Source organism: Shewanella sp. SP2S2-6 (assembly GCF_031931965.1).
Classification (GTDB): domain Bacteria; phylum Pseudomonadota; class Gammaproteobacteria; order Enterobacterales; family Shewanellaceae; genus Shewanella; species Shewanella baltica.
In genome coordinates this window covers 37,900-51,929 of sequence record NZ_JAUOEQ010000034.1, presented here as the reverse complement: position 1 = coordinate 51,929, position 14,030 = coordinate 37,900, and the positions used below count along the sequence as shown (strand labels likewise).

Annotated in this window: 12 protein-coding genes; 8 read left to right on the top strand and 4 right to left on the bottom strand. The window is 48.1% G+C overall.

Annotation, left to right across the window (positions count from 1 at the left end):
- Positions 1 to 1,193 (bottom strand): TonB-dependent receptor plug domain-containing protein (locus tag Q4Q57_RS18140; RefSeq protein ID WP_311891625.1); only part of this gene is annotated, 1,193 nt, incomplete at its 3' end.
- A 425-nt stretch (positions 1,194 to 1,618) separates the two neighbouring features.
- Between Q4Q57_RS18140 and Q4Q57_RS18135 the strand changes: the two genes are divergently transcribed.
- Complete coding sequence (locus Q4Q57_RS18135; protein ID WP_012197876.1) at positions 1,619 to 2,977, top strand: isochorismate synthase MenF; 1,359 nt, start codon at positions 1,619 to 1,621, stop codon at positions 2,975 to 2,977.
- A gap of 21 nt (positions 2,978 to 2,998) precedes the next feature.
- Here Q4Q57_RS18135 and Q4Q57_RS18130 read toward each other — a convergent pair whose 3' ends face one another.
- Positions 2,999 to 3,736 (bottom strand): transporter substrate-binding domain-containing protein, encoded by a 738-nt coding sequence (locus tag Q4Q57_RS18130; RefSeq protein ID WP_311891624.1) that lies wholly within the window; start codon positions 3,734 to 3,736, stop codon positions 2,999 to 3,001.
- Between the two features lie 215 nt (positions 3,737 to 3,951).
- Here Q4Q57_RS18130 and Q4Q57_RS18125 point away from each other — a divergent pair, with 215 nt between their 5' ends.
- Entirely contained in the window at positions 3,952 to 4,611 is a 660-nt protein-coding gene (locus Q4Q57_RS18125) for a 7-cyano-7-deazaguanine/7-aminomethyl-7-deazaguanine transporter (RefSeq protein ID WP_106648874.1), read from the top strand.
- Positions 4,612 to 4,711: 100 nt separating this feature from the next.
- Complete coding sequence (locus tag Q4Q57_RS18120) at positions 4,712 to 5,170, top strand: GNAT family N-acetyltransferase (protein WP_311891623.1); 459 nt, start codon at positions 4,712 to 4,714, stop codon at positions 5,168 to 5,170.
- A gap of 366 nt (positions 5,171 to 5,536) precedes the next feature.
- Here Q4Q57_RS18120 and Q4Q57_RS18115 read toward each other — a convergent pair whose 3' ends face one another.
- A complete protein-coding gene (locus Q4Q57_RS18115; protein ID WP_311891622.1) occupies positions 5,537 to 7,690 on the bottom strand; it encodes a cache domain-containing protein in 2,154 nt (717 codons plus the stop codon).
- A 1-nt stretch (position 7,691) separates the two neighbouring features.
- Complete coding sequence (locus Q4Q57_RS18110; protein WP_311891621.1) at positions 7,692 to 9,074, bottom strand: sigma-54 dependent transcriptional regulator; 1,383 nt, start codon at positions 9,072 to 9,074, stop codon at positions 7,692 to 7,694.
- Between the two features lie 284 nt (positions 9,075 to 9,358).
- On the opposite strand from Q4Q57_RS18110, the gene Q4Q57_RS18105 reads away from it, so the two are divergent.
- From Q4Q57_RS18105 to Q4Q57_RS18085, 5 genes are read left to right on the top strand one after another with little or no spacing between them, the layout of a single operon-like run.
- Positions 9,359 to 10,183: a substrate-binding domain-containing protein gene (locus tag Q4Q57_RS18105; RefSeq protein ID WP_006079399.1), complete on the top strand. Its 825-nt coding sequence runs from the start codon at positions 9,359 to 9,361 to the stop codon at positions 10,181 to 10,183.
- Positions 10,180 to 10,887: an ABC transporter permease gene (locus Q4Q57_RS18100; protein WP_006079398.1), complete on the top strand. Its 708-nt coding sequence runs from the start codon at positions 10,180 to 10,182 to the stop codon at positions 10,885 to 10,887. The genes Q4Q57_RS18105 and Q4Q57_RS18100 overlap by 4 nt, the downstream gene beginning before the upstream one ends.
- Before the next feature lie 3 nt (positions 10,888 to 10,890).
- Entirely contained in the window at positions 10,891 to 11,601 is a 711-nt protein-coding gene (locus Q4Q57_RS18095; protein WP_311891620.1) for an energy-coupling factor ABC transporter ATP-binding protein, read from the top strand.
- Positions 11,585 to 12,175 carry a molybdenum cofactor guanylyltransferase MobA gene (gene mobA, locus Q4Q57_RS18090; RefSeq protein WP_071940244.1) on the top strand — a complete coding sequence of 197 codons (591 nt, stop codon included), beginning with the start codon at positions 11,585 to 11,587 and terminating at the stop codon, positions 12,173 to 12,175. Before Q4Q57_RS18095 ends, mobA begins: the two co-directional genes overlap by 17 nt.
- 33 nt (positions 12,176 to 12,208) lie before the next feature.
- On the top strand, positions 12,209 to 14,020 hold the full coding sequence (locus tag Q4Q57_RS18085; protein ID WP_311891619.1) for a bifunctional molybdopterin-guanine dinucleotide biosynthesis adaptor protein MobB/molybdopterin molybdotransferase MoeA: 1,812 nt from the start codon (positions 12,209 to 12,211) through the stop codon (positions 14,018 to 14,020).
- Positions 14,021 to 14,030: the final 10 nt, after the last annotated feature.

Genomic DNA, 14,030 nt, shown 5'->3' with positions numbered 1-14,030 from the left:
CCAGTTCCACCACCTGTGCCTGTTCCACCGCCTGTGCCTGTTCCGCCGCCAGAACCGGTAGTGCCACCATTATTGCTGCCTGTATTAGGCGTATAAGTATCGACAACTGACTTCCAGCTTTGTTTCTCGGCAATGACTGAGGTCGTGAATAAACCCGCGGTATGCAAGTCTGTGATTAGCTGCAGATTGACGCCTTGCACAACCGAGCGCCCATCTTGCGACAGCGTAACAGCCTGATAGGTTTCATCGGCATAGGAGGCTTCTAAGGTATCGCTTTGATTATGATAGCCAAAGCCACGTAGGGTGAAAGTGTCATCAAATTGATGCGCTAACCCCAGTTGGAAAGTATGCGCGTCATAATCATCGGTACGTTCGAATTTCAACTTGCCGCTGCCAGTACCGTCACGGGCAGGTTTTCCCCATTCGCCACTGCGCAGCGCCATATTGGCAATCAATTGGGTCTTGTCGGATAACCAGTAACTGCCTTGGGCATAAACGTTAGTGACTTCTTTATCCGAGTTAACGCGCAGCTCACCATCTTGGTATTGCGTTGGCTCAAAGTCATTCGACATAGGGAAACCGTCGGTTTGCTGCCGACTGACACTGACCAAACCTTGCCAATCGTCACCCGAACCTGCGGCGCTGATATCGCCATTAAATGTATTGTCTTTGCCCGCTTCTAGGCGCCCCGCCAGTGCTGGCGCCGTGCTGCCCTGCTTGGTAATAATGTTGATCACGCCGCCTGCACCACTTGGACCGTAAAGCACAGATGTCGGGCCGACAGACACTTCTACCGAAGCGATTTGGCTTGTAGGAATGATACTCGGGTCGAACTGACCATCGTCGGCACTGCTCATAGGCACACCATTGACCAACAAGGTCACATGGCGAGTTTTAAAACCACGAATATCGACCCTTGGTGTTCCGTCACCACCAACACGAATGTACACACCCGGCACATTCTTTAAGACTTGATCTAGACTTTGCGCTCCGGTTGCGCGGATCTCTTCTTCACTAATGCTCCAATGGGTCGTCGCCATTTCACTGGCTTCTCCGCCGTCACCATGCACGACGATCACTTCATTGATATTGAGTCGCGGATCACGGGCGATTTCATCGGCTTGAACAGTAAAACTAAGACCAATAGCTAAGGCTAAAGATGACACTCTAAAAAGGGTATTCGTGGTAATCATATTATTGTTGTCACGTCGAAAATTTAAGATGTGCCCGCTATTGTGGACCGCGATTATTCTGTCTCAACCGAAAAACGTTTAAAAACCAACCTAGATCGACTAATTACGACAAAGGGAAAGTACATTTAACGACTAAGAGACAAAATGTCCACCGAGGGTGACTTGCCCGACAAAAAGACCCACTCAAGTCACATTTTTTATCAGCGCAAAATGAGACTATGGCGAAAGTCACACGCTGGGGGCTTACATCTTGACACTCTCGACCTTGGCCTTTAATTTGAGCGAAAGATTCTTATTTACAGACTGAATCAACTAAAGGTAAATGACTTGAAAAAGAGTACATTAACCTGAGTCGAATTTATTAACGCTGACAGAGTGACCTTCAGCTTTCGCCTTTATCCCTTATCTTTACTTTGGAGTTCTATTTGCCCGCTCATGCCCTGTCTGAAGACCTTAAGTCTCTCATCGACAAACTCATTCAATTAAAGCAAGTTCCGCCGACGGAACCGATAGCGCAGTTGTCGCTTACAACTGTCGCTATGCCTTTAATTTCATGGTTGGCATCGCAGACACAATTTCCACGTATTTACTGGCATGGGCGTGACAGAATCGAAGAAGTCGCGGCGATTGGGGTATGTAAAGACTTCAAATTTGAAACCGGAATCAATGATCAGCAACTGGCCATGGCCTACCAAGAGCAGCGAGCCTTATCGACGAATCAGAATATTCGCTACTATGGCGGTGTTGCCTTCGATCGCACTATAGAGTCTTGGCCTGAGTTCGGTAATAGCCGCTTTATCCTGCCGCGCATTGAATTTAGACGCAGCGGTAGCAAGTTTAGTCTGTTAGTAAATCTTAATTTTGCCGAGAATGATCACCATAGCGAAATCGACAAGGCCATCGCCGCCATCGAAGCTGTGATGCCCGCTAAACCACTCTCACCACCGAAGAAAATCGTTCCTCTTGGCCGCAGTGACAAGCCCAATTTTGAACGCTGGAAAACCTTAGTCGAGCAAGTGGTGGATCCTAAGTTCAATCAAGATACCCCAAAAGTCGTGTTATCCCGCTTAACGCAACTTGAAGTCAACGAACCTATCGATCCTTGGATGGTGCTGGCTTGCTGGCAGGGACGTAATCCCAACAGCTTCCAATTTGGCTTCCAATTCAGTCCAGAACGCACCTTTATCTCTTGCTCACCAGAGCGTTTATTCCGCCGCCGTCAGCAGGAATTATTCACTGAGGCACTCGCAGGTACGACAGTTCGCGGCCTCAATCAAGAAGAAGATATTGCGCTGGCGAATGCCTTGCTAGAAGACAACAAAAATAGCGTTGAGAACCAACTCGTTCGCAGTCACATAGTGAATATGCTCACACCGCTGAGTAATTATGTTGGCGCCGATGAATTAGCGACCATCTTTAAACTGAATCATATTCAACATTTACATCGCGCAATTCGAGCCGAATTAAAACCGGGCGTGAATGATTTCCAACTGTTGCAAGCGCTGCATCCAACCCCTGCAGTGGGTGGCTTACCGCGGCATTCGGCATTGAACTTTATTCGTCAGCGTGAAGGTTATATTCGTGGCTGGTACGCTGGTGCCTGCGGTTATTTCAATAAATACGAGAGTGAGTTTTCAGTGGCAATCCGCAGTGCGTTGATTGAACCCGGTCGGATTAACCTATTTGCGGGGGCGGGAATTATTGCGGGTTCAGAGCCCGAAGCTGAGTGGCAAGAGCTTGAAAATAAACTCGCGACTATCATGTCGATTCTGTTCGAAATGTAATAAACCGAATAAATTTAAGGCCTATTCATCATCAGCCTTTCTTTTTTCAAGTATTTCAAGGTAAAGCCTGTCCTGCTCTCCCGAATCGATTAAACGCTTATGTGCAAGGTCAAAATGTTGTTTCAGCATCTGGCCTTTTTCAGTGTTTGCAAAGGCGAAATAGGTTTCAGCCTTGAGTACACCTTGAATAATCACAAAATTTTGTGGCGCCTTCAGCTTAGGCACATACATAAGCAAATTAGGCTTGTAATCCAACACGGCATCTATGCGTCCTGCGTTTAAGCTATTGAGCATAGTCAACATATCGCTGCTTTCTTCGTAGTACATAGGTACAGGTGTCAACATGTTGTATCGATAGGCCAAAATGGCCTGAACCCTCTTATGGGATAGACTCTCAAGTCCTGTCCAAGTCGCCGCTAACTCGGGGGTGACCGCTACATCGATAGAATCTACTTCAACCGTATTCTCAGTTAGCAGCGCCTTTTTAGTATCTCCCTTATAAACACTGAGGGTGATATCGGTACGATTGTGCTCAACAAGATATAAACTGCGGGCAAAGGGCATAAACTGCACCTTGAGTTGCCATTCTGGCTCGGGGAAAATCCGTTGGAGTAACTCGAAGTAGTAACCCGTTTCATCACGATTGGCAAAATCCTCCCACGAAGCCGTCGCCACATTGACAACTATCGGCTGGGCGGCATAGATGGATACAGGTAACATGGCTAAAAGTAAGCAAAAAATAGCAAAGAATCGTCTCATGGCTATCCTCCTTCGACGTACACAAAGTGTAGAAGAGTTTTCATTCTATGCGTACATTTAAACAGCAGGCTTGCATCTTAAAACTCGGCCACTATAATGGCGACCCGATTTCGCCTCGCTGCGATCGGTAATGTTCGGTGATATTGTCGTAAACATAATAAATTGAAAATTAGCGGGTTCCCTCACCCCGCCCTACACAACTAAAAAGGCCACATATGTTAATGTTAACCACAGCGCAGCTTCGCCGCGCCTTATTCCTATTAGTAGGATTCCACATACTGATTATTTGCGTCAGCAACTACTTAGTACAATTGCCATTTCAGCTATTTGGTTACCACACAACCTGGGGCGCATTTAGCTTTCCATTCGTGTACTTAGCCACTGATCTCACTGTACGTATTTTTGGCCAACAAGCCGCACGTAGCATCATACTCAAAGCTATGATTCCCGCTTTGATGATTTCCTACGTGATGGGAGTTGTGTTCCATCAAGGTAGCTTCCAAGGCGCTGACTCACTTGCAGAGTGGAATACCTTTGTGTTCCGAATCGCTTTCGCCAGCTTTGCCGCTTATTTGATTGGCCAGTTAATGGATATTAAGGTTTTTGCCCGTCTGCGAATGAGCCGCTCTTGGTGGGTCGCGCCTGCGGCATCGACCTTAGTGGGTAATCTGGTCGATACCTTAGTGTTTTTCAGCATCGCCTTTTACGCCTCTTCCGATAGCTTTATGGCGGCCAATTGGCCCGAAATCGCTACTGTCGATTACGGTTTTAAGCTGATCGTGAGCTTAGGTCTTTTCCTGCCTGCCTACGGGGTTTTGCTAAAAGTCTTACAAGACAAGATTTTGCGCACCAATCCGCAAGAGTCAATTTCCTGATTAACTCAACTGGCCAGACCTGTTATAATTTGACCAGTTAATAGCTCAGCCCTGCTCCTGTTAACGCGCGAGTGGGGCTGATTTTTTATGAGAGCAAGCAATGTATTCTATCGAAATAAAAGCAGAGTCAGGTTTGACTCCCGAGTTAACCACTCAGCTTATCCAACTTAGTCAACAAATCCCTGAACTCGATCGCCCCCTCACCAACGAAGTGCTAAATCAGCGCTTACAGGGCAAAAAGTGTTTGATCTTAGTTGCGTATGTGGAAGGTGAATTGGCAGGGTTTAAACTGGGTTACGAGCAAGAAGAGGCCATATTTTATAGTTGGTTAGGTGGCGTTGCCTCTGACTTTAGACGTTTAGGCTTAGCGCAGAGTCTACTCGAATATCAAGAAACCTGGGCATGCCGTCAAGGCTATAACCATATTCAGGTGAAAACGATGAACCGTTTCCCTGCGATGCTTAATTTGTTGATCAGTAATCAATATTTAATCACCGAGCTCAACGCCGATCCTAAAAGCTTAGTCAACTATAAACTGCATCTACGTAAATCGATCTAACCCGTTAATGGATGAGAGCGAAACGATTTTTGTAAAGATGTGCACTTTTTTTAATAAATAGCTTGCAAACACAATTGAGAATGATTATCGTTAACGTGCGTTCCAAAACTCATCTTTAACAACGATGACTGGTAATCGACGTTGTTATGGAGCTCCTGAGTTTGCAAGCACGACATTGCTCACACACACTCTTTGTGGCCGGATTCATCATCCGGCTTTTTTTTTACCTAAAATTCGGTAATGCAAAGCCACATAAAGTAGAACCAACAACTGCAGCCATATTTTAATGACAGGTAATCAATCGAACACAGCAAGCTGCCATATCTCACTATCTAACTATCTCACTTGGCAAAATTCATCGATAAGCTAATCGGCAGCCGTGTCGCTGCAATTGCCCGCAAAATGTAAGCCCTCGTAGGGATTATTCTGCTGATCTTCCTTCGCCTCATGGTACAAGCCTATGGTAAATAACGTACCTTTACCTAAGGTTGAGCTGACTTCTATCGTGCCACCAATCCGCTTAATAATGCCGTAACTGAGCGAAAGCCCTAAACCAGTGCCATCCTTACGCGTGGTGTAAAAGGGGTCGAAAATCCGCCCTAGCTGCTCTGGTGCAATTCCAGAACCTTCATCTTCCACTTCGATTTTAACGCCAATCGGCATATCTTGCTGCACCCAATCATAGGTTCGCACCCAGATACGTCCTTTACCGTCCATCGCATGCGCCGCGTTTACCACCAGATTAATCAAGACTTGCAGCAGCTGCGGTCGATTAACCTGCACTGGACAGCTGGCGTTTAACTCAGTGATCAAAACCACTTCTTGTTTCTGAATCGAATGCCGCACTAACACCAACATTTCTTCAATAATGGGGGTAATCGGATGCATTTCTAGCGGGGCGTTAAATTCGCCCGGACGACTGTACTGCAACAGGCTGCGGATAATGGTGCTGATCCGTCCCACCTGTTGAATCACGAGATCAATTTCTTCTTTTACCACTTCGGCGTTATCGCCAAGCTCGTAGCGCAGTAACTCCATGTTGCCGAGGATAACGGCGGTCGGATTATTGATTTCATGGGCAATACCTGCGGTCAATTCACCGAGTGCGGTGAGCTTCTCGTTGGTGACGAGCTGTTGACGTGTTTCATTCAGTAACGCCACGTTACGTTGCAGCTCTAAGGTTTTGTCCTGCAAGCTGCGGGTACGCTCTTCGACCTTCATTTCAAGCTGCTCTGCTGCCGCTTGGATCTGGGCATTTCGGCGCTGCAGCAGATCGAGCATACTGTCGAACTGCTCGGCCAAGTTCGATAACTCGTTATCCCTATCTAACCCTAAGGCGCCAATACGAATATTGCGCCCCGACTGTACTGCTTGCACCACGTGATGGATACGCTCAATCGGCTGCAACAAGCTATAGGCGCCGCGATAAACCAGCAAGCCCGACACCAACAGCACCAACATTAGAATCGTGCCCAGCTCTATGATATTTAATAAATAATTATGGATAAAAGGTGACTCAGAAAACCCCGTATAGATCATGCCAACACGCTGGCCACGAATATCTTCCAAGGGAGCATAAGCGGATATAAACCAATCGTTAAACACAAAAGCGCGGTCGACCCATTGCTCGCCTTGGGTTAACACTTTTTCTTTCACTTCCTCCGACACTAAACTGCCCAGCGCGCGACCTTGCGTCTCGTTGCCCGTGGGATAAAAGTGCAGTGGCACGTTAGTGGAAATACGGATGTTATCTAAGAAGATGGTCACTGTGCCAATGGAGCGCTCGGGCAAAGTGCCCTTGTCGTACACCAGATCACGAATGTGGTCGACAATCCGAATGTCACGATTGAACAGAATGCCGCCATCCAGATACCACGCCACTTTACCTTGCATATCAGGCACGGGCAGTAGACTACGGCTCAATAAACCGCGTTCTTCAACGGTTTTCGTCGGGCTCTGCGCTCGCAAAGTCGCGACTATCGGGATGCTCGCTGTGACCGCTAATTCGGGGTCGATGCGAGATAAACGTTCGGGCGGCAACACCATCAGGCCGGAATAAGGTAATAAACCGTTTATCTTTGGGAGGATCTGCCGTAAATCAGGGTCAGCGGCCGCTTCGGCGACAGTGACGAGACGCAGATAATCGAGGTTAAGTTGTTTTTTCTGTTCCAGGAGAAATGCGTCGAGACTGGCTCTGTGGATGACTTCACCAGTTAATTCTTTACCACTGAAAAGTGGCCTAAAATCATTTTGAAAGGTCCAAGACGTTACCACACGTTCGAGTTGTTTTTCTTGGCGAACTTGCACTTGCTGCAAGGTATTTTCGGCAACAGACAAGTCAGCTTTAACCTTCATAAACAGCTGCTTACCTGTGTAACTGATATTCCAGTAAATAGTGATAAACACTAAACTCACCAGTGTCAGCAGAATAGGCAGTAATGTCAGGATTAATATGCGATAGCGCACCTTGGCCTGCATTTGCTGCCAACTGACACCAAAAAAGTGAGTGAAGAATGACACCCTATGACTCCTGATTGCCGCTAAAATCAAACCACTCTTTATACTTACGATCTAAGGTCTTACGCGAAACGCCTAAATCCCTCGCCGCGGCAGACTTATTGCCAGAATGTAAGTCCACAACGCTAGTCACATGGTGTTTTTCGACTTCTTTTAACGGCCAATCCAATGGATAACCCGATGTCGATAAAGACTCACTCTTTAGCTGTTGTTTCCAATATTCCGCCGGCGGTTTGCCCAGCAAAATACAGCGCTCAATCATATTGCGCAGCTCACGAATATTGCCCGGCCACTCGTGTTGTTGCAACTTCACCATGTCCTCATGGCTCCACACGACTTCTCTAACCCCTAATTCGGCGGCGAGTTGACGGGTGAAGTGATGGGTTAACTCGACCACATCTTCGGGTCTGTCACGTAATGGCGGGATTAAAATATCGAGCACATTCAGTCGATAAAATAAGTCACGGCGGAAATTCCCCGCATCCACTTCATCAATCAGAGTGCGGTTGGTGGCCGCGATCACTCGCACATCGATGTTCACTTCTTTCTCGCTGCCCACTGGGCGAATCGCTTTTTGCTCTAATACTCTGAGCAATGCCGTTTGCATTTTCAGTGGCATTTCGCCAATTTCATCGAGGAAAATCGTCCCGCCCGAGGCAAAACTGAATAAACCTTCACGATTGCCTTTCGCACCCGTAAATGCACCTGCGGTATGACCAAACAGTTCACTTTCGAGCAATTCAGGAGCGATAGAGCCACAGTTGACTGGGACAAAAGGTCCCTGACGTCCACTGAGCAAATGTAATTGCCGTGCAACTAATTCCTTACCCGTGCCCGACTCACCTTGGATCAACACCACGGCATTGGTCGGCGCCACACGTTCGATAATATGTTTCACCGACTTCATGGCCTCACTGCTGCCAATAATGGTCGATGAGTAACCGATTGAAACCTCACGGCGCAGCATCAAGTTTTCACGTTTAAGCAGGCGGCGTTCGATACAACGATCGACCGCTGTCATCATCTGCTCAAGGTGGAAAGGTTTCATGATGAAGTCAGATGCACCCGCGCGCAGCGCAGTAATCGCCACTTCCATGTCGGCATAGCCGGTCATAAAAATGATGTCCGAACGACGACCCTGCTCATCTAACGCTTCATGCCATTCGATACCTGAGCGGCCTGGCAGGCGAATGTCGACGATCAGCAAATCGAAATGGCAGCGGCTACGTAGCTGCTCCGCATCTTCGATACTGCCTGCTGTTTCGACTAAGGCGAATTTCTTCGAGAGTGCCTTATTTAAAAAACTGCGCATTCCGGGTTCATCATCAACAATCAGTACCGATACTGCCGATGGAAGAGGCTTGAGGTTATTATCTATCTGGCTCATATTGTCTGCTTCTGGACATTTTGACTCATTTGCGACCAATTCTAGCACTGAAAATAGATGAATAGGTCACTATGAACCACAGGAAGTAGGTGCTGAGACAATTTGTCTGTAGAGTATTTGTTAAGCTTGGGATCAAGCTCACAAATTAGGTTAAGCTGTGAAGAAAATGACCGCATTCTCAGCTTGGCATCTAATTTGCTTTCAACCGAACGTATTACAATTTACGAGACCTTCCACTCAGTAGGCATTTGAGTTGGAATCCTATTTTTCGCCAAGGAGTACCCATGCTAAACATGAAATCTCATATTAAGTCACTACTGGGCCTGGTTGTTGCAGCCAGTATGTTCACCGTTTTACCCGCTCACTCGACTGAAGTTATCAAATTAGCTACTACCACCAGCACTGAAAACTCAGGCCTATTAAAAGAACTGTTACCTAAGTTTGAAAGTGAATCTGGCTACAAGGTTCAAGTTATCGCCACTGGTACAGGTAAAGCCCTGAAACTGGGTGAGCAAGGTGACGTGGATTTAGTTATGACTCATGCGCCAAGTGCCGAAGCTAAATTCGTCGCCGACGGTTTTGGTGTTGAGCCCCGTGGCATCATGGAAAATGATTTCGTGGTACTGGGCCCTAAAAATGACCCAGCAAAAATCCGTGACAGCAAAAATGCCGAAGAAGCTTTCGCTAAAATTGCAAAATCAGGCGTACCTTTTATCTCTCGTGGTGACAATTCAGGCACTCACATCAAAGAGTTAGAAGTATGGAAAGCGGCAAGTGTGACACCCGATTTCAAAGGTTACACTTCAGTAGGCCAAGGCATGGGCAAAACCTTGCTAATGGCAAACGAAATGCAAGGTTACACTCTGTCTGACCGTGGTACTTTTGTAGCTTACAAAACTAAGCTAGATCTTGGTGTTGATTTCGATGGCGGCAAAACCTTAGCCAACCCATACCAAGTTATCCTGATCAACTCTGCTAAGTACCCAGATCTAAACCACAAAGGCGCTAAAGCGTTCAGTGACTGGTTGATCAGCAAAGAAGGTCAAAGCATGATCAATAACTTCAAAGTTGATGGCGAGCAATTGTTCAAGGCAACTTATAGCGAATGAGCGACGGCTGGCTAGCACTATTACAGCAGGCGTTAAGCCTGCTGTTTTCTTTAGACCCCGACGTTTGGTCCATCATTTCGATCTCGTTTTCGGTATCTTTCGCGGCGCTGCTCATCACGCTGGTGCCTTCTATGGTACTCGGCTTTGTGCTGGCGTTTGCGCCATTTCGCGGTAAATGGATAGTCACTAACTTAGTTCAAACTCTGCAATCAATCCCCACTGTGGTTATCGGTCTGCTGGTCTATTTACTGCTCACCCGTAATGGTCCTCTTGGCGATCTAAAATGGTTATTCACCCAAGAAGGTATGATCCTAGGGCAAATGTTGATCTGCGCGCCCGTACTGATTGCGATGAGCCAAGCCGCCTTTACTAGCGTTGACCGTAGAGCATGGGAAACCTCACGCACTTTAGGTGCCTCTTGGTGCCGCGCCGTATGGACAGTCTGCCGCGAGCTACGTATGCCCTTACTGCTGGCAATTGTCGCGGCGTTTAGTCGTATTCTGACCGAAGTGGGTTGTTCTATGATGGTCGGCGGTAATATTTTAAACGTAACCCGTAACATACCCACAGCTATCGCACTCGAAACCAGCAAAGGCGACTTCGCCCAAGCTATCGCCCTCGGGCTAGTGCTGCTAATCTTGGCCTTGATCCTCAACTTTGCCCTCGGTGGTTTACGCGGCAAAGCCATGCCAAGGAGCCATTAAGCAATGACTAAGGTCAAACTGATCGCCCGTGACTTAGAAATGTCCTTCGGCGCGCGCCTGTTATTCAAGGCCGACGCATTATCGCTCTGCCAAGGGGATGTGATTTATCTGCAAGGCGACAACGGCACAGGTAAATCGACCTTGATGAAAATTCTTGCGGGCTTGATGGCGCCAACTAAAGGTAAAATTGAGACTGTGGGTTTTGCCCAAAATGCTTGGTGGCGACGCAATCCCTTATTAGGCAAAGCCGTTTATCTGCACCAACATCCTTATTTGTTCGACGGCACAGTGGAATATAATCTCACCTATGGGCTGAATTTCAGTTCAGAAACAAAAGCCAAGGCGAAACAACGTATTACTCAAGCGATTGAGATGGCGCAGCTAGGGTCGCTGCTACACGCCAGAGCCAGTAATCTCTCTGGCGGCGAAAGACAGCGACTCGCCATTGCGCGCGCTTGGATCCTACAACCTAAACTGTTAATGCTCGACGAACCGACCTCCAATATGGACAAGGATTCCCAAGAGCTCGTATTAAAAATGATCCAACAACTCAAACACGAAGGCACAGGTATGTTGTTGAGTAGTCATCAGAATTGCGCGTTAACCTCCATCTGCGAACAGCAATGGCACATAGAAGGCGAACGAGTGACGACCTCTTATCAACACCCAGAATCTTTGCCAGCACAGGAGTCTTTATATGTCATCGCAAATTGATGCCGTTATTCTCGCCGGTGGCATGGCGCGTCGCATGGGCGGCGACGATAAAGGTCTCGTCGAATTAAACGGCGAAGCCATGATTAAGCACACAATAGACAGAATAAAACCTCAGGTTAAGGAGATCCTGATCAACGCAAATCGCAACCAAACACGTTATGCTGAGTTCGGTTTTAAGGTGATAAGCGATGAACATACTGGTTTCCTCGGACCTTTAGCGGGTATGATCACCGCTATGGGCCAAACGGATGCAGATTACTTATTGGTGGTGCCCTGCGACTGCCCACTGCTGCCAACCGACCTTGTGCCGCGTATGCTGGCAGCGATTAAGGCTGAAGATGCGGAGATCGCCGTCGCCAGTGACGGTGAATATGAGCAACCCGTCGTCTTACTGTTAAAACCCAGCTTACGTGACTCGATGAAGGCATTTCTTGAGGCGGGTGAGCGTAAAGTGGACTTTTGGTATGCCAAGCATCACTTCGTTGTGGAGTCTTTCGCCGACCAGCCCAATGCCTTTGTAAATGTGAATACGCCAGAACAAAAACAACGACTGGCCATGGAAATCACCAAATAGCTAAGGCTCCAATAACCCAAATTAGAGGTGCAAATGAGTAACCCCTTCGTCAATCCGCTCGCTATTCCCGTTCTCGGATTTTGTGCCTACAGTGGCACGGGGAAAACCACCTTACTCAAGCAATTGATCCCCGAATTAAATCAACGTGGCCTGCGCTTAGCCGTGATCAAACATGCGCACCATAATTTCGACGTGGATATTCCCGGCAAAGACAGTTACGAAATGCGTAAAGCCGGTGCGCGGCAAATGCTGGTCGCCTCCCACGTGCGCTGGGCGCTGATGACAGAAGATGCACGCGATGGCGATCCTGAGTTAGTCCATTTGCTCAAGCAAATCGAAGCCGACAAAATCGATATCGTCCTTGTCGAAGGCTTTAAAAAACTCGCTTTACCTAAAATTGAATTGCACCGCGCCGCCCACGGTAAACCTTTTATCTACACCCAAGATGAAAATATCCTCGCCATCGCCTGTTGCGATGACACTCAGCTGCCAAGCGACGCACTTCCAAGTGAGCTGCGCCGGCTCGATCTCAACAATGTCAGCCAGATTGCCGACTTTGTCATTGAGTACGCCCAAAACTGGGAAGCGCCACTCCAATACCCGATTTCAGCCGTGGATGCCTGCGCCATAGGCGACAACAAAAACCTCACCGTCAGCCAAGGTTTAGCGCAGATTTTATCCCATGTTTCACCCGTGGCAGAAGTCGAAGAGATTGACTTAGACGCCTTAGATAACCGCGTACTGGCCAGCGACAGTATTTCTCCCGTCAACGTGCCGCAACAAACCAATTCGGCGATGGATGGCTACGCCTTTGTCTATCAAGACCCCATGCCTGCGACCTTAAAACGGGTGGGTGAGGTCCTTGCCGGTCATCAATATTCGGGCACGCTTAACGCCAGCGAAACCGTGCGTATCATGACGGGCGCGACTGTGCCCGTGGGTGCCGATACTGTGCAGCCCCGAGAGCTTGCCAAGGAAGTCGACGGCAATGTTAGCTTCGACGGCCGTATTCTGGCCGGTCAACACGTTCGCCTCGCGGGGGAAGATATCGCCCAAGGCCAAGTTGCCCTCGCCAAAGCCACTCGCCTTAGCGCCGCCGAACAAGGTTTACTGGCCTCACTAGGGCTCAATCGTTTGAGTGTCTATCGCCGCCCAACCGTTGCCGTTTTCTCCACCGGCGATGAAGTAAGCCAACCTGGCGAAGCACTCAAAGCCAACTGCATCTATGACTCAAACCGCTTTACCATCAAAGCGATGGCGAAACGTCTTGGCTGTGATGTTATCGATTTAGGCATTATCGAAGATTCTGAAACCGCGCTCGAAGCGACGCTGGCTAAAGCCGCCAACCTTGCCGATGTTGTCATTAGCTCTGGCGGCGTGTCAGTCGGTGATGCGGATTACATTAAAACCGTACTGGCCCGCTTAGGCAAAATCGATTTTTGGCGGATTAGCATGCGTCCGGGTCGGCCCCTCGCCTTCGGCAAAATCGGTGATAGCTTATTCTTCGGATTACCGGGCAACCCTGTAGCGGTAATGGTCACGTTTCTGCAGTTTGTGCAGCCCGCTTTGCGAAAATTGGCAGGTGAAGTGAACTGGCAAGCACAGCTATTCCCCGCAATAAGCGATGAAACCCTGCGAAGTCGCCAAGGCCGCACCGAATTTATTCGCGGGATTTATCAGCTTGGCAAAGATGGACGCCTGCACGTAAGTAGTACGGGCAACCAAGGTTCCGGGATGTTAAGTTCAATGGTCAAAGGGAATTGTCTCATCATCATAGGCGATGATGCAGAAGCCGTGAATGCAGGTGAAACTGTGTTTATTCAACCCTTTGCGGATCTGCTTTAAGATCCAGTGA